General features: G+C 69.9%; 20 protein-coding genes. 5 read left to right on the top strand and 15 right to left on the bottom strand.

Annotated elements, in window-relative coordinates:
- Complete coding sequence (locus ACFFQA_RS34015; RefSeq protein WP_377861221.1) at positions 1–453, bottom strand: cupin domain-containing protein; 453 nt, start codon at positions 451–453, stop codon at positions 1–3.
- Between the two features lie 177 nt (positions 454–630).
- Here ACFFQA_RS34015 and ACFFQA_RS34010 point away from each other — a divergent pair, with 177 nt between their 5' ends.
- Entirely contained in the window at positions 631–1,062 is a 432-nt protein-coding gene (locus tag ACFFQA_RS34010) for a Fur family transcriptional regulator (RefSeq protein WP_377861219.1), read from the top strand.
- Between the two features lie 28 nt (positions 1,063–1,090).
- Complete coding sequence (gene katG, locus ACFFQA_RS34005; RefSeq protein ID WP_377861217.1) at positions 1,091–3,334, top strand: catalase/peroxidase HPI; 2,244 nt, start codon at positions 1,091–1,093, stop codon at positions 3,332–3,334.
- A 91-nt stretch (positions 3,335–3,425) separates the two neighbouring features.
- Here the strand turns inward: katG and ACFFQA_RS34000 are convergent, their stop codons facing one another.
- The 4 genes from ACFFQA_RS34000 to ACFFQA_RS33985 all read right to left on the bottom strand — a co-directional run bounded on the left by ACFFQA_RS34000 (position 3,426) and on the right by ACFFQA_RS33985 (position 8,012).
- On the bottom strand, positions 3,426–3,827 hold the full coding sequence (locus tag ACFFQA_RS34000; RefSeq protein WP_377861215.1) for a type III secretion system chaperone family protein: 402 nt from the start codon (positions 3,825–3,827) through the stop codon (positions 3,426–3,428).
- A gap of 303 nt (positions 3,828–4,130) precedes the next feature.
- Complete coding sequence (locus ACFFQA_RS33995; protein ID WP_377861213.1) at positions 4,131–5,258, bottom strand: HNH endonuclease signature motif containing protein; 1,128 nt, start codon at positions 5,256–5,258, stop codon at positions 4,131–4,133.
- Positions 5,259–5,770: 512 nt separating this feature from the next.
- Positions 5,771–6,772 (bottom strand): ornithine carbamoyltransferase, encoded by a 1,002-nt coding sequence (argF, locus tag ACFFQA_RS33990; protein WP_377861211.1) that lies wholly within the window; start codon positions 6,770–6,772, stop codon positions 5,771–5,773.
- 19 nt (positions 6,773–6,791) lie between these two features.
- The gene (locus tag ACFFQA_RS33985) at positions 6,792–8,012 is read right to left on the bottom strand and encodes an arginine deiminase (RefSeq protein WP_377861210.1); all 1,221 of its coding nucleotides are present in this window, start codon (positions 8,010–8,012) and stop codon (positions 6,792–6,794) included.
- A gap of 184 nt (positions 8,013–8,196) precedes the next feature.
- Here ACFFQA_RS33985 and ACFFQA_RS33980 point away from each other — a divergent pair, with 184 nt between their 5' ends.
- Both ACFFQA_RS33980 and arcC read left to right on the top strand, forming a co-directional pair.
- A complete protein-coding gene (locus ACFFQA_RS33980) occupies positions 8,197–9,552 on the top strand; it encodes an APC family permease (RefSeq protein WP_377861208.1) in 1,356 nt (451 codons plus the stop codon).
- Positions 9,540–10,469, top strand: coding sequence for a carbamate kinase (gene arcC / locus ACFFQA_RS33975; protein ID WP_377861207.1), 930 nt, complete (start codon positions 9,540–9,542; stop codon positions 10,467–10,469). The genes ACFFQA_RS33980 and arcC overlap by 13 nt, the downstream gene beginning before the upstream one ends.
- Before the next feature lie 67 nt (positions 10,470–10,536).
- On the opposite strand, the gene ACFFQA_RS33970 is transcribed toward arcC, so the two are convergent.
- From ACFFQA_RS33970 to ACFFQA_RS33960, 3 genes are all read right to left on the bottom strand, one after another.
- Positions 10,537–10,689, bottom strand: coding sequence for a hypothetical protein (locus ACFFQA_RS33970; RefSeq protein WP_377861205.1), 153 nt, complete (start codon positions 10,687–10,689; stop codon positions 10,537–10,539).
- A 36-nt stretch (positions 10,690–10,725) separates the two neighbouring features.
- Positions 10,726–11,676 (bottom strand): DUF5829 family protein, encoded by a 951-nt coding sequence (locus ACFFQA_RS33965; RefSeq protein ID WP_377861203.1) that lies wholly within the window; start codon positions 11,674–11,676, stop codon positions 10,726–10,728.
- An 89-nt stretch (positions 11,677–11,765) separates the two neighbouring features.
- On the bottom strand, positions 11,766–12,086 hold the full coding sequence (locus ACFFQA_RS33960) for an NIPSNAP family protein (RefSeq protein WP_377861201.1): 321 nt from the start codon (positions 12,084–12,086) through the stop codon (positions 11,766–11,768).
- 78 nt (positions 12,087–12,164) lie between these two features.
- Between ACFFQA_RS33960 and ACFFQA_RS33955 the strand changes: the two genes are divergently transcribed.
- Positions 12,165–12,287, top strand: coding sequence for a hypothetical protein (locus ACFFQA_RS33955; RefSeq protein WP_377861199.1), 123 nt, complete (start codon positions 12,165–12,167; stop codon positions 12,285–12,287).
- Here the strand turns inward: ACFFQA_RS33955 and ACFFQA_RS33950 are convergent.
- From ACFFQA_RS33950 to ACFFQA_RS33920, 7 genes are read right to left on the bottom strand one after another with little or no spacing between them, the layout of a single operon-like run.
- Entirely contained in the window at positions 12,282–13,085 is an 804-nt protein-coding gene (locus ACFFQA_RS33950) for a maleate cis-trans isomerase family protein (protein ID WP_377861197.1), read from the bottom strand. The two genes, ACFFQA_RS33955 and ACFFQA_RS33950, sit on opposite strands and share 6 nt — an antisense overlap.
- Before the next feature lie 2 nt (positions 13,086–13,087).
- Positions 13,088–14,491, bottom strand: coding sequence for an MFS transporter (locus ACFFQA_RS33945; protein WP_377861195.1), 1,404 nt, complete (start codon positions 14,489–14,491; stop codon positions 13,088–13,090).
- Positions 14,482–15,183, bottom strand: a complete 702-nt coding sequence (locus ACFFQA_RS33940) for an HAD family hydrolase (protein ID WP_377861193.1) — start codon at positions 15,181–15,183, stop codon at positions 14,482–14,484. The genes ACFFQA_RS33945 and ACFFQA_RS33940 overlap by 10 nt, the downstream gene beginning before the upstream one ends.
- A complete protein-coding gene (locus tag ACFFQA_RS33935) occupies positions 15,177–16,130 on the bottom strand; it encodes a pseudouridine-5'-phosphate glycosidase (protein WP_377861192.1) in 954 nt (317 codons plus the stop codon). Before ACFFQA_RS33935 ends, ACFFQA_RS33940 begins: the two co-directional genes overlap by 7 nt.
- Before the next feature lie 35 nt (positions 16,131–16,165).
- Entirely contained in the window at positions 16,166–16,849 is a 684-nt protein-coding gene (locus tag ACFFQA_RS33930) for a transglutaminase-like domain-containing protein (protein WP_377861190.1), read from the bottom strand.
- A 33-nt stretch (positions 16,850–16,882) separates the two neighbouring features.
- Positions 16,883–18,022, bottom strand: a complete 1,140-nt coding sequence (locus ACFFQA_RS33925) for an acyl-CoA dehydrogenase family protein (protein ID WP_377861188.1) — start codon at positions 18,020–18,022, stop codon at positions 16,883–16,885.
- 10 nt (positions 18,023–18,032) lie between these two features.
- On the bottom strand, positions 18,033–18,410 hold the full coding sequence (locus ACFFQA_RS33920) for an ectoine synthase (protein WP_377861186.1): 378 nt from the start codon (positions 18,408–18,410) through the stop codon (positions 18,033–18,035).
- Between the last annotated feature and the right edge of the window lie 20 nt (positions 18,411–18,430).

The following is an 18,430-nucleotide window of genomic DNA, read 5'->3' as shown; positions in this document are numbered from 1 at the left end:
TCACGCCCTCCGGAACCCGGCGAGACTGGCGTCGTCGACCTCGGGAAGGTTGACGACGATGTTGTCCGGGGTGCGGCAGGTCAGCCACACGAGCTCTTCCGTGGTGCTCATGTTGGCTTCGACGTGGGGCATGAACGGCGGGACGAACACGAAGTCGCCCTCGGACATGTCGAGGTACTGCCGGTAGCCCTCGCCGAAGTAGATGCGCGCCGTGCCGGTCAGGACGTAGCCGCCGGTCTCCGCCTCGCCGTGGTGGTGGGGCAGGGAGCGGTAGCCGGGTTCGTTGCTCACCCTGCCGAACCAGATCCTCGTCGCGGGAGTGTGCTGCGGGGACACCCCGGAGACCCGGACGGCGCCACCGGACTGGCCGGTGCCGGTGTGCTCCTGCCCGCGGCGGGTGACCACGGGCACGGCCGTGAGGTCGAGGGCGTCGGTGTGCTGTTCGGTGGTCATGGCGTACGGCCTCCCTCGGAAGCGGACGCGGATGCGGCCGGGTCGGCTCTATATCGCATTCTCGACTGTCGTCATGGAAACATGACACCCCCTCGCGGGCAAGCCCCGCCCCACCCCGGTCGGGGGGTGCCGGCCTCGTCATCTTGATTCATTCCAGAAAACGGGTAACCTTCGGCTGTGCCCACGACTTCGGACTTCGAGCGCATGTTGCGTGGGGCCGCCCTGCGGGTGACGCGTCCTCGGTTAGCGGTGCTCTCCGCCGTGCACGACCACCCGCACGCCGACACGGACTCGATCATCAGCGCCGTGCGCGAGGATCTCGGCGGCGTGTCCCACCAGGCCGTTTACGACGTCCTGCGCGCGCTGACCGGGGCCGGACTGCTGCGACGCATCGAGCCGCCGGGCTCTGTGGCGCGCTACGAGGCACGGGTCGGCGACAACCACCACCACGTCGTGTGCCGGTCGTGCGGCGCCATCGCGGACGTGGACTGCGCCGTCGGCACCGCGCCCTGCCTGACCGCCTCGGACCACCACGGCTTCGCCATCGACGAGGCCGAGGTCATCTACTGGGGCCTGTGCCCCGGCTGCTCCACCACAACCAGTTCCTGAACACTGCTCTGATCTCGGAAGGATTCCCGTGGCTGACAGCCCAGACGCCGTTGTTGGAGAGATGAGTAAGGAGGCCGCGGGCGGGTGCCCGGTCTCGACCGGCCGCTTCAGCCACCCCACCGAGGGTGGGAGCAACCGTGACTGGTGGCCGAACCAGCTCAACCTGTCGATCCTGCGCAAGCACCCCGCCGTGGCCAACCCCATGGGCGAGGAGTTCGACTACGCGGCGGAGTTCAGCTCCCTCGACCTCGACGCCCTGGCCAAGGACGTCGACGAGGTGCTGACGACCTCGCAGGAGTGGTGGCCGGCCGACTTCGGCCACTACGGGCCGTTCATGATCCGGATGGCCTGGCACAGCGCGGGCACGTACCGCGTCCAGGACGGCCGCGGCGGCGCCGGCGCGGGCATGCAGCGCTTCGCGCCGCTGAACAGCTGGCCGGACAACGGGAACCTGGACAAGGCCCGCCGCCTGCTGTGGCCGGTCAAGAAGAAGTACGGCCGCAAGATCTCCTGGGCCGACCTGATGATCTTCGCGGGCAACCGCGCCCTGGAGACGATGGGCCTGAAGACCTTCGGCTTCGCCGGGGGCCGGGCGGACGTCTGGGAGCCGGACCAGGACGTCTACTGGGGTCCCGAGCGCACCTGGCTCGGCGACGAGCGCTACTCCGGTGAGCGGGACCTGGAGAACCCCCTCGCCGCGGTGCAGATGGGCCTCATCTACGTCAACCCGGAAGGCCCGAACGGCAACCCGGACCCGCTCGCCGCGGCCCGCGACATCCGCGACACCTTCGGGCGGATGGCCATGAACGACGAGGAGACCGTCGCGCTGATCGCGGGCGGGCACACCTTCGGCAAGGCCCACGGCGCGGCCTCACCGGACGAGCACGTCGGCCCCGAGCCCGAGGGCGCTCCCCTTGAGGAGCAGGGCCTCGGCTGGCGCAACACCTTCGGCTCCGGCAAGGGCCGGGACGCGATCACCAGTGGCCTGGAGGTCACCTGGACGTCCACGCCGACCCGGTGGGGCAACGGCTTCTTCGACAACCTCTTCGGCTACGAGTGGGAGCTGACCAAGAGCCCCGCGGGAGCCCACCAGTGGCAGCCGAAGGACGGCGCGGGCGCCAACACCGTTCCGGACCCCGAGGACGGCTCGCTGTCCCGCCCGCCGACGATGCTGACCACCGACCTGGCGCTGCGGTTCGACCCGATCTACGAGCCCATCTCGCGGCGCTTCCACCAGAACCCGGACCAGTTCGCTGACGCCTTCGCCCGCGCGTGGTTCAAGCTGACCCACCGCGACATGGGCCCGCTCCAGCGCTACCTCGGGCCCCTGGTGCCGCAGGAGAAGCTGCTGTGGCAGGACGTCATCCCCGAGGTGACGCACGAGCTGGTCGACGCCGACGACGTGGCCGCGCTCAAGGCCAAGATCCTCGACTCCGGCCTGTCGGTCGCGCAGCTCGTCTCCACCGCGTGGGCGTCGGCGTCAACCTTCCGCGGCAGCGACAAGCGCGGCGGGGCGAACGGCGCGCGCATCCGCCTGGAGCCCCAGCGGACGTGGGAGGTCAACGAGCCCGACGTGCTGGCGACCGTGCTGCGCACCCTGGAGGGCATCCAGGAGGAGTTCAACGGCTCCCAGACCGGGGGCAAGCGGGTCTCGCTCGCCGACCTCATCGTGCTCGGCGGGGCCGCCGCCGTGGAGCGGGCGGCCAAGACCGGCGGCCACGAGGTCCAGGTCCCGTTCACCCCGGGACGCGCGGACGCCTCGCAGGAGCAGACGGACGTCGAGTCCTTCGCGGCGCTCGAACCGACCGCCGACGGGTTCCGCAACTACCGGGGCAAGGGTCACCGGCTGCCCGCCGAGTTCCTGCTGGTCGACCGCGCGAACCTGCTGACCCTGAGCGCGCCCGAGATGACCGTCCTCGTGGGTGGTCTGCGCGTCCTCGGCGCCAACCACCAGCAGTCCTCGCTCGGTGTCCTCACCTCGACGCCGGGGTCGCTGACCAACGACTTCTTCGTGAACCTGCTCGACATGGACACGGAGTGGAAGGCGACCTCCGGGTCCGGCTCGGACGCGGAGACCTTCGAGGGCCGCGACCGCGCGACGGGCGAGGTCAAGTGGACCGGTAGCCGCGTCGACCTCGTGTTCGGCTCGAACTCCGAGCTGCGCGCGCTGGCCGAGGTCTACGCCAGCGACGACGCGCGGGCGAAGTTCGTCAAGGACTTCGTCGCCGCCTGGGCCAAGGTCATGGACCTCGACCGGTACGACGTCGCCTGATCCACCTCGCCTGATCCGACCGTCCAGGTCGGCCGCTCGCCGGCCGACCTGGACGGCCCGGTGCCGAGCCGTCAGCAGTCCGCAGCAGTTCTCAGTAGTCGTCGCCGCCGACGAACTTCTCCTCCAGCTGGTCGGCCGTGGCCGCCACCAGGGCGAGCGGGTCCTCGAACTCGTTGATGTCCAGGTTCTCCAGCGGAAGCGAGTGCCGCACGACCACGTGCTCGCCGATGATCGCCGCGCCGCCCGCCACCGTGGTGTGCCCGATCTCCTCCAGGAACCCCTGGAGGTGGATGTCGGAGACCAGCCCGCACGGCGACACGATCTGCACCCATTCGTGCTTCCCGTCGAGCACCTCGCGGAACAGGACGACGACCTGCTCGCGTTCGTCGTCGCTGTCCTCGAAGGTGTAGAGGATCCGGACTTCGTCGGGCTCCTCCTTCATCACCTGGTACGAGGACTTGACGTAGCCCACCAAGTCACGCCATGACGCCATGCGCTTCCCCTCGCCGAGATCGTGTGCAGAGCCTACGGCCGGTGGCGCGACCAGGGAGGTCGAGCGGACAGCACATCAGGCATGTGCTTGGGGTGCCGTGGCGTCGATGCGGATCATGTGCGGTCAGTGGCGCTGAGGCTGTGGTTGCGTTGAGGGCCGTGGTTGCGTTTTAGGGCCGTGCTGCCGTCCCGACTCCGTCGGGTTGCCCCCGGGAATTCTCCCGGACTCCGGCGTGCATTTCCTTGGGTGCCACCTCGGCTAGCCCGCTCACCTAATACGGTGGCGGGCTAGCCGGGGTCGGGTTTAAAACGGTGGAGCAGGATCCGCTATCGGCTCCGGCTCCCGAACATAGGTTCTCCCCATCGGTGTGGTCCAGATATGGATACCGCCGGGCAGCTGGGTTCGTTTCCACCGCGTGTGATGCTTCATCACATGATGCCGTCGGCATTTCGCGCCCAGGTCATCCGCGATGGTGTTGGTGCCGTCGAAGGGCTCGCAATGGTCGAGGTCGCAGCGGTGGGCCGGTTGGCGGCAGCCGATCGCCACACACGTGACATCGCGGGCCCGGACCAGGTCGGCGAGGGCGGCTGACGGGCGGTAGTTCGTGCGGCCCACGTCCACCGCCACCCCAGACACGGGGTCGGTGAGGATCCGCTTCCAGGTGCCTCCGGCGGCGATGTCCCTCGCCACGTCTGCGGGGATCGGCCCGTACCCGGCGAGCATCCCCGGCTCCTGGTCCATCCCCATCAACGTGGTCGCCGGGAGGGTGACCAGGACCTTCACCTCCCCCTGCGGGGCACCAGTCTCCTTGCCCATCAGCAGGTCGAAGGCGACATCGGCGCGGCGCTGGTCCATGGTCCGCTCATCATCGCCCAACCCTCGGGCGATGCGGTCGATCCGATCCCACACCAGGGCTCCTTGGAGGGCGGTGAACTGGAACCGCAACGCACACATCGCGTCGTCCAGGTTGAGCTTCTCCACCCTGCGGGTCCGCTTCTTCTCCTCATGCCGCCGCGCCGCCGCCTCCGGGTCGAGCTTGGCGATCAGACGTTGGGCGTGCTGCCGGATCCGGCTGTAGTGATGCGTGCGGGCGTACTCGATCAACACCGCTTCCACGATCTCCGCCTGCACAGCCGTGAGCGGCTCCAACTGGTCCACGATCAGCAGGGCCTTGCCCTGGTCGATCCGCCCCTCCTCCAGGGCGGCGAGGACGGCCGGGCGGGAGGCGAGGTTCTCGGCGTGGTTGATCAGGGTGCTGGCCTTGCGCGAGGAAATCGACAACAACGCCCCGACCTCATCCCCGAGATACGGGTATTCCGCGAAATCCGTGCTGACCACCAATTCGGCGAGATGCCGTGCCAGGACCGCGTGCGCGTGATTCACGGCGCGGTAGGCGTCCTCGATTGCGTCGAGGGTCTCGTCGGGGGTCATATTCGTATTCTACTGACCGAAAAATGGTGATCATGGCTCTATGGGGTGAAATAGAGCGCTGATTGTTTCGCTGTCGGCGAACGAGGCACTATCGCCAAAGCCGAGTGGGTGCCCAGAGGATGTCCCATTCGGTTTTCGGCGCGAGGTGGCCGTGGACACCCCGGCCGGGGAGGACAGGGCGTGCTCCGGTCGGGATGGGCCGCACACACCGACGCCGCCCGGGACCAGTCGATCAACCCCCGGGAGCCGAGGTCACCCGGCATCGCGACCCGAACGACGGCGGCAGATGCCGCCACGCAGACCTACCGATCACCGTGCCCACACAACTCACCGGGCAGCAACCGCCGCACCAACTCATCCACACCCGAAGAGCACTTTCGAGGCCCGCGGCGAGATCCGAACGAGACACGCGTTAAGGCTCCACAACGCGAAATGAGGGGCGGACGCGGCGGGTTTCGCCGGAGGGCTCGCGCACCCGTTGTGAGCACGAGGCCACCACGGGAGGAGGCAACTCAGCCGAGGGTGGCGACGAGAAGCGCCTTGATGGTGTGCAGCCGGTTCTCGGCTTGGTCGAACACGATGCTGGCGGCGGACCGGAAGACGTCGTCGGTCACCTCCAGCCCGGAGTCCATGCCGGTGTGTTCCATGATCTCGCGGCCGACGGTGGTGTTCTTGTCGTGGAACGCCGGCAGGCAGTGCATGAACTTGGCGGCCTGGTTCCCGGTCCTGCGCAGGAGCTCGGTGTTCACCTGGTACGGCGCGAGGAGCCGCACTCGTTCGGCCCAGACGTCCTTGGACTCGCCCATGGAGACCCACACGTCGGTGTGGACGAAGTCGACGCCGGAGACGGCCGCGTCGACGTCGTCGGTGACGGTGACGCGTGCGCCGGTGCGGCCGGCGACAGCCGCCGCGAGATCGATGACATCCCGTGGCGGGTGGAGATCGTTCGGCCCCGCGAGGCGGACGTCGCTGCCCATCAACGCACCCATGACCAGCGTCGAGCGCGCCATGTTGAACCGGCAGTCGCCCACGAACGCGTAGGAGATGGAGTCGTACGGCTTGGCACAGACCTCGCGCATGGTGAGGAAGTCGGCGAGCATCTGGGTGGGGTGCCACTCGTCGGTCAGTCCGTTGTAGACAGGAACACCGGCGTGAGCGGCCAGCGCTTCGACATCGGCCTGGCGGCTGCCCCGGTACTCGATCGCGTCGAACATCCGGCCGAGAACCACCGCTGTGTCCACAATGGATTCCTTGTGCCCCAGCTGCGTGCTGGACGGATCCAGGTGGGTCACGTGCGCTCCCTGGTCGTACGCGGCGACGTCGAAGGCCGAGCGGGTGCGCGTGGAGGTCTTCTCGAAGACGAGCGCGATCTCTTTGCCATTGAGCCGCCGCGCCTCGTTCCCGGCGTACTTCGCCAGTTTGAGCGCCTCCGCCAGCCGCAGCAGGAAGCGGAGCTCGCCCGGCTCGAAGTCGACCTCTTTGACGAAGCTGCGGTTGGTCAGGTTGAACACCATCAGCGGACTCCTCGTGCGGTCAGAACGCGGGATCGCGTTGCAGCGGACACGTCATGCAGTGCGAGCCGCCACGGCCCCTGCCGAGCTCGAAGCCCTCGATCGTGATGACCTCAACACCGGCCTTGCGCAGCGCGGTGTTGGTGGCGGTGTTGCGCTCGTAGGCGATGACGACTCCGGGTTCGAGCGCGAGCACGTTGTTGCCGTCGTCCCACTGCTCGCGCTCGGCCCCGAAGGCGTCGCCTCCGGTCTCGATGGTGCGCATACCGGTCAGGCCGAGTGCCTTGGCCATGTGCTCGGGCAGCGGTCCGCGCTGTTCTTCGATGACCAGGTCCTCGGCTGACTCCCCTGGACGGATCGCCCACGTGCGAGCCCCGTCGATCACGTGCGGGAACAGGGTGACGAGGTCGCGGTCGCACATGGTGATGACCGTGTCGAGGTGCATGTAGCTGCGCGACTTCGGCAGGCGCACCGCGAGCACGAGCCGTGCCGACTCCGCGCGGAACAGCGATCGCGCGATCCACAGCACCGCGTGCGGTGTCGTCCGCTCGCCCATCCCGATCATGACGGCGCCGTTGCCGATCGGCTGCACGTCGCCGCCCTCGACGTGGACGCGCCCCCAGTCCTCCTCACCGCCGCCCAGCCAGACCGGGAACGGCTCGGCGGTGAACATCGGGTGGAACCGGTAGACGGCCTCCATGATCAGGGTTTCCGGCTTGCGGGCCGGTTTGGTCATCGGGTTGATCGTGACGCCCTCGTGGATCCAGCACGAGGGGTCCCGCTGGAACAGGAAGTTCGGCAGCGGCGGCAGCAGCATGCTCGTCGGGTCGGCCGACTCCCACCCGAGCCCGGACTCGCGGGTGACGTCGGCCCTGGTGATGCCGCCGATCAGGAACTCGGCCACCAGCGCCGGATCCGCCGTCTGGACCCAGGCCCCCGCCCGGGGCGCGGCGACGATGCCGACCTCGCGCTCGTTGACGATGTGGGCGCACACCCAGTCCTTCGTCTCCGGCTTGACGAGTGCCTCAGCGAGCAGCTGCCTGGTGTCCAGGACCACCACGCCGCGCTCGCGCATCACCTCGCAGAAGGAGTCGTGCTCCATCTTGGCCCTGTGAACCCACAAGACGTCGTCGAACAACAGCTCCTCGGCGTTCGACGGGGTCAGCCGGGTGTGCTCCAGGCCCGGCCGGTGGACCATGACCCGCCGCAGCTTGCCGACCTCCGAGTAGACGCCCAGCGTCATCGTCGCCTCCTCCGATGTTCCTGTCGCACGAGGCATCTACCACCCCCGCCCTCGACAAAACCCCATCCGCGGCGGGTGATCGCCGTCCCCCTGCCGGAGAGTTCGCCCCCAGCGGGTGATGTGTGCCCGGCCCGACCCGGTCGACGCTTCGAGCGGACAGCAGTCGCGAGAGGGAGGTTCCGCCGTGGCCAACCACCCTGGTGACCGGCCGGAGCAGTTCGGCCTCACCTCGGCCGTCGCGCTGGTCATGGGGACCATCATCGGTGTCGGCGTCTTCAACCTGCCGACCTCGCTGGCGGTCTACGGGCCGATCAGCCTCGTCTCGATGGCGCTCACCACGATCGGCGCACTGGCGCTCGCGCTGCTGTTCGCCGCGCTGTCCCGCCGCATGCCCGCCGAGGGCGGGCCGTACGCGTACACGCGAGCCGCGTTCGGCGACCGTCTCGGCTTCGCCAACGCCTGGTCCTACTGGATCACGGCGTGGGCGGGCAACGCGGCGATCGCGGTCGGCTGGGTCCTCTACGTCGAGCACTTCGTCAACACCGGCCACAACAAGGTGTTCTCGGTGCTGCTCGTCCTCGTGGGTCTGTGGCTCCCGGCGGCGGTCAACCTCGCCGGGGTGCGAAGCATGAGATCAGTCCAGGTGGGAACCACCGCGCTGAAGTTCGCGGCGCTCGTGTTCGTGGCGATCGCCGGGCTGTTCTTCGTCAAGGGCGTCAACTTCGCCCCGTGGAACGCCAGCGGGGAAAGCACGACCGCGGCGATCGGCGGAGGAATGGCCATCGCCCTGTTCAGCTACCTCGGCGTGGAGACCGCTGCCGTCGCGGCGGGCAAGGTGCGCAAGCCGGACAGCAACATCCCCAGGGCCACCGTCCTGGGCACGATCGCGACCGCCGTCGTCTACCTCCTCTCCCTCATCGCCGTGTTCGGCATCCTGCCCAGCTCCCAGCTGCAGGAGGCGAACGCGCCGTTCTCCGACGTGGCCAACGCCGTGTTCGGCGGCACCTGGGCCGGTCACGTGATGGCCGTCGTGGTGATCATCTCCGGTTTCGGGGCGCTCACCGGCTGGACCATGATCTGCGCCGAGATGCCGCTGGCAGCGGCGAAGGACGGTCTCTTCCCCCAGCGGTTCGCGCGCCTGTCGGCGAACGGGGTGCCCAGCTTCGGGATCGTCGTGTCCACCGCGCTCGCATCGGTCGCGGTGCTCGTCAACTACCTCGGCGCGGCCGGTGCGACCGTCTTCACCACCCTGGTCCTGATGACCGGGATCACGGCCGCGATCCCCTACGGCTTCTCGGCTCTCGCGCAGCTGAGGTGGCTGTGGCGGGACCGCAAGACCTTGGAGGCACCGCGACTCGTCCGCGACGTGGTCGTGGCGGTGGCCTCGCTGGTGTTCTCCGTGCTGTTCATCTGGTACTCGCGCAACACCGGCCAGGACTTCTGGTTGTACTGGGCGCCCTTCTTCCTGACCGGCGCCGCGTTACTGCTCGGGATACCCGTCTACAACGCACAGCGAGGAGAACACCGGTGCGAATCGTGATCGCGTTGGGGGGCAACGCCTTGCTACGGCGATCCGACCCCATGACCACCACGGTCCAGCGCGGGAACGCCCGGATCGCGGCGGAGGCGATCGCGCCGCTGGCCGCGGAGCACAGCCTGGTGGTCGTCCACGGCAACGGGCCGCAGGTGGGCCTGTTGTCCTTGCAGGCGGCGGCCTACCAGGGGGCGGAGCCCTACCCGCTGGACGTCCTGGACGCGGGCACCCAGGGCATGATCGGCTACCTGCTCCAGCAGGAGCTCCGGAGCCTGCTGCCGCCGGAGCACCAGGTCGCGACGCTGCTGACGATGATCACGGTGGATCCGGACGACCCGGCGTTCGCCGACCCGGCGAAGTTCGTCGGCCCGGTCTACGACTGGGCGGTCGCCGATGCCCTGCGGGTGGCCAAGGGGTGGGAGTTCCGGCGCGACGGCGACTCCTGGCGCCGGGTGGTGCCCTCCCCCGAACCCCGACAGATCCTGGAGATCCTGCCCATCCGCTGGCTGCTCGACCGGGGAGCCGTTGTCATCTGCGCGGGCGGCGGGGGGATCCCCACGACGCGCCCCTCCGAGGACTCCGGGACCCTGCTGGGAGTCGAGGCGGTCATCGACAAGGACCTCGCGGGCGAGCTGCTCGCCGAGGAGGTGCGCGCGGACCTGTTCCTGATGGCGACCGACGTGGACGGCGTCTACCTCCGCTGGGGCACTCCGGACCGGACCCGGCTGAGCCGGGTGACGGCGCGGGACCTGGCCGCTCACGCGTTCGCGGCCGGTTCCATGGGCCCCAAGGTCGAGGCCGCGGTGCGGTTCGTGACGAGAACCGGCGGGCGGGCGGCGATCGGCTCGCTCGGCGACATCACCGGGATCGTGGCGGGGACCGCGGGCACGTCGGTGGTCGGCCGGAAGGACGGGGCGGGGTGATGACTGCGGCCGACCCGCCCGCTCAGCACCGCCGTCACGAGTGCCAGGATGGCGAAGCGCGTCCGTGTCAGGTCGACACCGAGCAGGAGCGCCCGACCGCGTACACCAGCGTGAGCAAGGCGGACGCGCTCGCGGCTCGCGAGCGGATCATGAACGGCGTGGCGGTGTCGGCGTCCGGGTTCGCCGAGGAGTTCGGGCGCGCACCAGGGAACGCTCGCACCCGAACTGGCTCGATGCGGGACGGTGCCGGATTCCCCTACCCCCTGAGCCCGAAGGTCCAGACGGCGCGGGGGCCGGGTCCGACGACGAGCGTCGAACGGCCGAGTCGTTCCTCGTGCCGCTGCGCCACGGGCCGGTTGAGCGACAGGTCGATCTGACGCAGGCCGATCTGGTCCTGTGGGGCGACGTCGAGTCGGATGGTGGTGCCGCCGCGCTCCGCGAGGGTGCCACCGTCGCCGGTGGGGCGCAGGACGAACCCACCGGCCCGCAATAACGGCACGGTGTTCGCGAGGTCGCGTTCGGTGACCGCGATCCGGAATCCCGTCACGTCGCGCATGAGGTGCTTCTGGTAGTCGTCGGAGAGGTAGCGTTCCCGGCCGACGTCGCCCGGATAGGCGGCCGGTTCGGTTCTGCTGCGCGGATCGGCGAAGTACTCCGGGAGGTACTCCATCCCCCACGCCCCGAAGGCGTCGTACTGCGTGGTCGTGAAGACGGCGTCGAACCACGGCACCGGAACGCCGTCGCCGAAGTCACGTGTCTGGCGGAACGGCACCGGGTTGGCGATCCCGAGGTCCCGCAGCCGCTGGGTCACCGTTGCCAGGTCCCCGGCGCGCTCGGCCGAGATCCCCATCCCTCCGGCGCCGAGGACGCCGTCCTGGCCGGGCAGGTCGCCGACACCGAACAGTTCGAGGTATGTCTCGCGGCCGAGCAGGTATCGGCCGGTCCACTTCTGCCCACCGGCTCCGGTCGTGGTGCGGACCTGGAAGTTGGCGAAGTCACGCAGGTAGGCGGAGTGCTCGATCGCATCGGCGGTCTCGCGGTCGAGCACTCCGTAGGCGTGGTTGTAGAACAACAGCTGCCGACCAGGCAGCGGTGGGGCCTGCTCGGCCCGCGCCGTCCTCACACCCGTCGTGGCCGTGCCGACGAGGGTGACCGCGAGGGTCGCGGTGAGGACCATGAGCATCCGCAACTTTCGGCGAATCAGCATGGGGGCGAGCATAAGAACGAGGACTGACAGTCACCCTCGGTTCCGGAAACTGCGGGGAAGCCGTGATTCGGAGTCCGGCTGAGTGGTGCTCACCCCTCCGCGTGCTCTGGGAGCAGTGGGCGCATGAAGGTCCGTTCGTATCGGAGCACGCAGCCGCTCTCATCCCTGATGCGATCGGCTTCGATGAAGTCCGGATCCTTGCCGAACAGGGTCCGGTACTGCTCGTAGGCGGCGAGGCTGGGGAAGCTGAACAAGGCGAGGGCCTTGTCGCTGGCCCCTTCCGACGGCAGGAAGTAGCCGTGGTGCGTGCCACCGTGGAGGTCGACCAGTTCCATCCACCGGCGGCCGAAGCGTTCGAAGGCGTCGATTTTCGACGGATCGACCACGTACTCAACGACACAAGTGATCACACCTCACCCTAAGGTCCTGCGGCTCGCGGTGGCCGTGGAGGGCGAGCCGCGGACGGTCACGGCCGTTTCCTCCTCGGCTTGAGAATGGCCGCCCTGCCCCACAGCGTCGCCGCCACCTCACAGGCCGAGCACGACAACGCCATCACCCACGACTACCCCGTGTTCTCCGTCCCGACGGAGGTCATCGCCGCGCTGTCATGACCGGGTCTCGGCCGGGTCGCCCACGGGCAGGTCCCGGCCGAACAGACGGCCGAAACCGCGCACCGGCGCTGAGTGCCCGGCGGCACGGAGGCCGTGCCACAGGCACGCCTGGTTCGACGTGATCACCGGGACACCGAGCTCCCGCTCCAGTGGTTCGATCGCCTCTGCCGAACGGAAACCGCTGCCGGGGACGAGAACCCCGTCCGCGGTGGCCGGAAGCGCCCGGCGCACCTGTCGGCGGACCTCCTCCGGGTTCACGCTCCACCGGGCGCCTGCGTCGAAGGACTCGTACGGCGGGACCGACCGCCAGTCCGCACCGAGCTCGAAGCGCAGCAGGCCTGCCATAGACAGGCCGTTGTCCGCGAGGAACCGGTCTGTTGCGACGAAGGTGGGCTCGGTGAACCAGGGCGGCATCACCACGAACGGCCTCCGGACGCCGCTTGCGCGCAGCGCCTCGGTCATCGAGACCGCCGCCGTGCGCACCGGGACACCACCGGCCAAGCGCGTGGCCTCGGCCATGAAGCCGGAGTCGAAGGCGGCGCCGCCGAAGAAGCTGGGCGACCCGAAGCAGAAGCTCATCCCGGTGACCCCGAGCTGCCCGAGGTGGTTCAGCGCGCGGACGACGTCCGGGGCGTGCGCCACCGCCTGCCACGAGCTGCCGACGTACTCCGCACCGGGCTCACGCGGGCAGTCGAACCGCGCCGCGTGGACCGTCACTCCTGGCGGGGCCATCGCCCACAGCTCGGTCTCCGGCACCGGGTCGTTGTGGATCACCAGCACGCCGAGGTGGACGGACACGCTCACACCCCCTTCGGGTCGCCTGCGGGCGACCGGCGCGGGCCGAACCAGGCCAGCACCACGCCCGCGGCGGCGAACAGCGCGGTCAGCAGCACCGCCCACATGAACCGCCCGGCGTCGGGGGCGGGACCGAGCACCAGCACCAGCACCGCGACACCCAGCGCGCCGCTGATGTACTGGGCGGTGGTCATCAGCGCGGAGCCCACTCCCTGGTTGCGGTCGGCGATGTCCCGCGTGCCCGCGATGAACATCGTGGTGAAGGTGAGCCCGTGGCCGAGCCCACTGATGATCAACCCGGGCAGCAGGTCGGCCAGGTAGCTGTCTCCGTGCAGCAGCAGCGCCAGCAGCAGCAGCCCGGCGGCGTCGATGCCGAAGGCCACAGCCAGGACGCGGCGCGACCCGAAGGCGTTCACCAGCCGCCCGGCGACCATGTTGCCCGCGGTGATCGCCAGGGCCAGCGGCAGGAAACCGATCCCGGCCTGGAGCGGGGTGAGCCCCCGAAGCTGCTGGAGCAGCAGGGTGACCAGGAAGAACTCGTTGCCGACGCTGGCCATGTAGAGCGCGGCCGCGCCGCACCCGACCACCAGCGAGCGGGTGCGGCGCAGCACGGGGTCGACCAGCGGCCCGGCGCTGCCGCGCTCCCGCACCGTGAAGGCGACCAGCAACACCAGCGACGCGCCGAGACCGGTCAGCGTCGTGGTGCTGGCCCACCCGCCACTGGCCGCCGAGGTGAGCGCGATCGCCAGCGCCAGCACCGTGCCGGTGCACAGGACGGCGCTGAGCACGTTCAGCGGCACGGTCTTGCGTGGCGCCGACCCGGCGATGACGAGCAGCGGCGCGGCCAGCGCGCAAACCGCGGCCAGCGGGAGGTTGATGAGGAACACCCACCGCCACGAGAAGGTGGTGAGCAGGCCACCGAGCACCACCCCCGCCGCGAGGCCGCTCGCCCCGGTCGTCCCCCACACGGCGAGCGCGCGGTTGCGTTCCGGTCCCGCCGCGAACATCGTGTTGAGCAGGGCGAGCACCGCGGGCTGGAGCACGGCGGCGCCGATGCCCTGCGCCGCCCTGGCGAGCAGCAGCGTGGTCGGTTCCTGGGCCAGACCGCCTGCGAGGGCGGCGACCCCGAACACCAGCAGGCCGCCGACGAACAGCCGCCGCGCGCCGAGCCGGTCCGCCGCGCGCCCACCGACGATGAGGAACCCGGCGAAGAACACGGCGTAGCCGCTGATCACCCACTGAACAGTGGACTCGGTCAGCCGGAGCTCCGCCCCGATGCTCGGCATCGCCACGTAGACGATGGAGTAGTCGAGCGCGATGAGGAACTGCGCCACGGCGAGGATGGCGAGCGCGGCGTGCCCCGCGCGGGTTGGCGCGGCGCCGGTGCCGCTACCGGTGGTCAGTGCCATTGCCGATCACGACCTTGTTCGAGGTTGGAGGGGTGGGTGTCGAGCAGTTCGCCGAGCTCGGCGGCGGAGCCGACCAGCCGGGTGGCTCCGGCGCCGAGCAGCTCGGCGGCAGAGGTGACGCCGTAGGTGACGGCGACGACGGGCATCCCGGCCGCCAGGGCCATCAGCACGTCGTCGACGGCGTCACCGACCACCAGGCAGGCGCTGGGTGGCAGCGCCAGCAGGCGGGCGGCCAGCAGCGCCAGGTCGGGCTGCGGTTTGCCCCGAGGCGCCATCCCGTGGCAGACGACGGCGTCGAACTCCTCCAGCAGACCGGCGGCGGCCAGCAGCTCCTCGGCGCTGGACCGGACCTTGCTGGTGACCACGGCGAGCGCGCACCCCGCGGTCCGCAACCGGCGCAGCAGCCCGGGAATCTCCGGGAACACCAGGTCCCCCGCCTCGGGCAGCACTCGGTCGCGGAACAACCGACGGAACCGGGTGGCCTGTCGCGACACCAGCGGATCCGTGAGCGGCACGCCGAGCAGAGCGGCGAAGGAGGGCTCCAGGGCCTTCCCCACGGTCGCCCGCACCCGGTCCGCCTCGGGCATCGGCCGCCCGGACTCCGCAAGTACCTCGGTCATGAGCCGCACGTTGGCCTGTGGTGTGTCGACGAGCGTGCCGTCGAGATCGAACAGAACGGCCTTGCTCAGCACGCCGGGACTCCGTTCGCCAGTTCTCTGCTCGACAGCACCGCGGCCAGCTCCCCTGCCAGCCGGACGGTGGAGATCAGAACGGAGCGGTTCGCGGCGGTGGTCCGGCCGCCGGTGCCCCGAGCGAGCGCGCTGAGCAGGTGCGGCGTCACCGACTGCCCGCGCACGCCGAGCCGGTCGGCCTCGGCCAGCGCCCCGGCGAGCACGGCCTCGATCTCCTCGGCGGGAAGGGCGTCCGCCTCGGCGATCGGGTGGGTCACCAGCACCGCGCCCGGGTTGCCCACCGCCCAGTGCGCCCGGACCGCTGCCCCGACCTCCGCCAGGTCGTCGACGCGATGCGGGTTGGCCAGCCCGCTGGAGCGGCTGTAGTAGGCGGGGAAGTCCTCGCAGCGGTAGCCGATCACCGGAACGCCGTGGGTCTCCAGGTACTCCAGCGTCAGCGCGAGGTCGAGCACGGACTTGGCGCCCGCGCACACCACGGCCATCCGGGTGCGGGTGAACTGGACCAGGTCGGTGGAGATGTCGAAGGTCCGCTGGGCGTCGCGGTGCACGCCGCCGATGCCCGCCACCGAGAAGACCTCGATCCCGGCGAGTCCGGCCGCCACCATGGCCGCGGAGACCGTGGCCGCGCCGAGCCCGCCCGAAGCCAGAACCGGGCCGATGTCGCGGGTGCCGGCCTTCGGGACTCCCGGCGGGTGGGCCATGCGGTCGAGCTCGGCAGGGGTCATGCCGACCACGAGCGCGCCGTCGAGGAGGCCGACCCTGGCGGGAACGGCGCCCGACGCGCGGACGGCCTCCTCGACGGCCAGCGCCATGTCGAGGTTGGCGGGGTAGGTCGGTCCACCGGTCACACCGGAGCTCTCCAGGGCGACGACGGGACGGCCCTCGGCCAACGCGTCCGCGACCTCCTCGCCCCTGCGGAGCACCGTCGAACTGTCGTGAATGGACATTCGTGACTCCAGGTCTGCTTGTCTGCGGCGGCTTTTCAGGGAACCAACGACACGGCTTCGGAGACGAGCGACCCGGTGACCATGGTCTCCTCTCCGGCGAACAGCTTCGGATGGGCCGCGCGGATGCCGGCGGTGACCAGGTCGTAGGGGAAGTCGTCGAACTCCCCGTGCATCCGGAGGAACTCCATGTGGCGGCGCCCGGACTCGTCGTAGGGGTGGTAGAGGCTGTCGGAGCGGCCGTCGAACTCCAGCGGGGTGATCCGGTAGAGACGGCACAGCACCTTGTTGAACACCGGCGTCGCCTTGACCCACTTCCCTTCCAGGTGCACGGACGCGAGGCTGTGGAACCGGAACACGTCTCCGCCCACCAGCTCCCGCAGTCGTTCGGAGGCCAGGTGGTTGCGCACGTCGCCGTAGACCAACCGGCTGGGGACACCGGCCGCGCGCACCGCGGCCGCGTAGACGATCGACTTGTGCACGCAGAAACCCTTGCCGCGCTTGAGGATCGAGCTCGCTCGCAGCCCGTCACGGGACAGGTCCGCGCCGTAGACCTCGTAGTCGATGTGGTCGCGCACGGCGTAGTACAGCTCGCGGGCACGCTCGATCGCGGTCAGCTCGGCCGGGTCGCCGAGCACGTCGAGGACGAACTCCCGCACCGGTTCCGAGTCGTGGTCCAGGAACTCGGTCGCCCGAAGCGCGTTGCCGAGGGGCTCGGTCATGAGGGGACTCCACAGGGGGTTGAAGGGCAGGGGTCAGAGGCCGAGGGTGTGCGCGATCCGCTCGCGCTGGATCTCGGAGGTGCCGGAGTAGATCGTTCCGGCGACGGCGTCACGCAGGTCCTTCTCGACGCCGTACTCGGTCAGGTATCCGTAACCGCCGAACAGCTGTACGGCGGCCCGTGCCGAGGCGACGTTGCTCTCGCTGGTCACCAGCTTGGCGATAGCGAGGTCGGCGGTGACGTCCTCACCGGCCAGCAGCCGCAGCGCGGTGTCGTAGAGCCACTTGGCGGAGCTCTCCACGCCGATCTTCATCTCCACCAGCTTCGCGGCGACGGCCTGGAAGGAGCCGATCGGCTTGCCGAACTGGCTGCGGGTCCTGGCGTAGTCGACGCAGCGCCGCAGCCGGTGCCGCATCTCACCGACGTTGACGACGAAGGAGCACAGGATCTCCCACTTCATCACGTGGTCCAGGACGAGGAACCCGGAGCCGACCGCGCCGAGCGCGTGGTCGGCGGGCACGAGGCAGTCGTCCAGGTACAGCTCGCCCAGCGGCGCGGTGCGCAGGCCCATCTTCGACACCGGGCGGCCGAAGGACAGCCCCGGCGTGCCGCGTTCGACGAGGAAGGCGGTGATCCCGGCGGCGTCCTCGGCCCGTCCGGTTCTCGCGTACACCACGACGAGGTCGGCGATCGGCCCGTTGCTGACGAAACCCTTGGCACCGTTGAGGACGAAGTGGTCGCCCTCCCGGCGCGCGGTCGTGCGCAGGCGCATGATGTCCGATCCCGCTTCGGGTTCGGTGATGGCGTGCGCTCCGATCGCCGTCCCGGCGGCGACCCTCGGCAGGAACTCGTCGCGCACCCGGCCGGAACCGTAGCGCCGCAAGGGAATCGCGGTGCTGGCGAGGTGGGTGCAGAGCGAGAAGCTCAGCCCGGTGTCGCGGCAGCCGCTGCCCAGTCCCTCCAGGATGTACATGGTGGTGAGCAGGTCCTGTCCGAGGCCGCCCCACCGCTGGTCGACCGGCAGCCCGGTCAGGCCGATCTCCCGCAGCCGGTCCCAGCCGGAGCGGTCGAACTCACCGCGCTCGTCCCGCTCGATGTGGCCCGCGCCGACCGCCTCGCCCAGCGCGGTGGCCGCGGCCCGCAGTGCCCGCTGTTCGTCGTTCCACTCGATCACGTCGACCGGCCTAGTACTGGGAGAAGCCGTCGCCGTCGAGCTGGTGGCGTTCGTCGCCCCGCAACGGCGGGTTGAACACGCTCACCAGCTCCAGGTCCTGGTCCGGGTCGGCGATGAGGAAGTGCGCGTCGTTCTGGTCGAGCGCGTACAGCACACCGGGCCGCAGCTCCTGCCGCAGCGAGCCGTCGGCGCTGTGCACCTCTCCGGAGCCCGCGATGCAGTAGCACGCCTCCAGGTGCCTGCGGTACTCCAGCCGGGACTTCGTGCCGGCCCGCACCGTGGTGTGCGCGAGGGTGAAACCCAGTCCGTCCGCCGCGACGAGGAAGCGGTAGCTGAGACCGTTGCCCCAGTCCACGGGCGTGGTGTCGGGCTTGGTGCGAATGAGCATGGCGTTGCGCCTTTCCTGTG

The sequence above is a fragment of the Allokutzneria oryzae genome (assembly GCF_042429765.1).
Taxonomy (GTDB): Bacteria; Actinomycetota; Actinomycetes; order Mycobacteriales; family Pseudonocardiaceae; genus Allokutzneria; species Allokutzneria oryzae.
The sequence above is the reverse complement of the archived record's forward strand: the minus strand, read 5'-3'. Positions and strand labels throughout refer to the sequence as shown.

Coding starts and splice junctions, on each gene's coding strand:
- ACFFQA_RS33995 (WP_377861213.1), bottom strand. CDS start 5,258: ATGACCCCCGACGAGACCCTCGACGCAATCGAGGACGCCTACCGCGCC.
- ACFFQA_RS34000 (WP_377861215.1), bottom strand. CDS start 3,827: ATGGCGTCATGGCGTGACTTGGTGGGCTACGTCAAGTCCTCGTACCAG.
- ACFFQA_RS33985 (WP_377861210.1), bottom strand. CDS start 8,012: ATGACGCTGGGCGTCTACTCGGAGGTCGGCAAGCTGCGGCGGGTCATG.
- ACFFQA_RS33935 (WP_377861192.1), bottom strand. CDS start 16,130: ATGTCCATTCACGACAGTTCGACGGTGCTCCGCAGGGGCGAGGAGGTC.
- ACFFQA_RS33920 (WP_377861186.1), bottom strand. CDS start 18,410: ATGCTCATTCGCACCAAGCCCGACACCACGCCCGTGGACTGGGGCAAC.
- ACFFQA_RS33945 (WP_377861195.1), bottom strand. CDS start 14,491: ATGGCACTGACCACCGGTAGCGGCACCGGCGCCGCGCCAACCCGCGCG.
- argF (WP_377861211.1), bottom strand. CDS start 6,772: ATGGTGTTCAACCTGACCAACCGCAGCTTCGTCAAAGAGGTCGACTTC.
- ACFFQA_RS33965 (WP_377861203.1), bottom strand. CDS start 11,676: ATGCTGATTCGCCGAAAGTTGCGGATGCTCATGGTCCTCACCGCGACC.
- ACFFQA_RS33930 (WP_377861190.1), bottom strand. CDS start 16,849: ATGACCGAGCCCCTCGGCAACGCGCTTCGGGCGACCGAGTTCCTGGAC.
- ACFFQA_RS34015 (WP_377861221.1), bottom strand. CDS start 453: ATGACCACCGAACAGCACACCGACGCCCTCGACCTCACGGCCGTGCCC.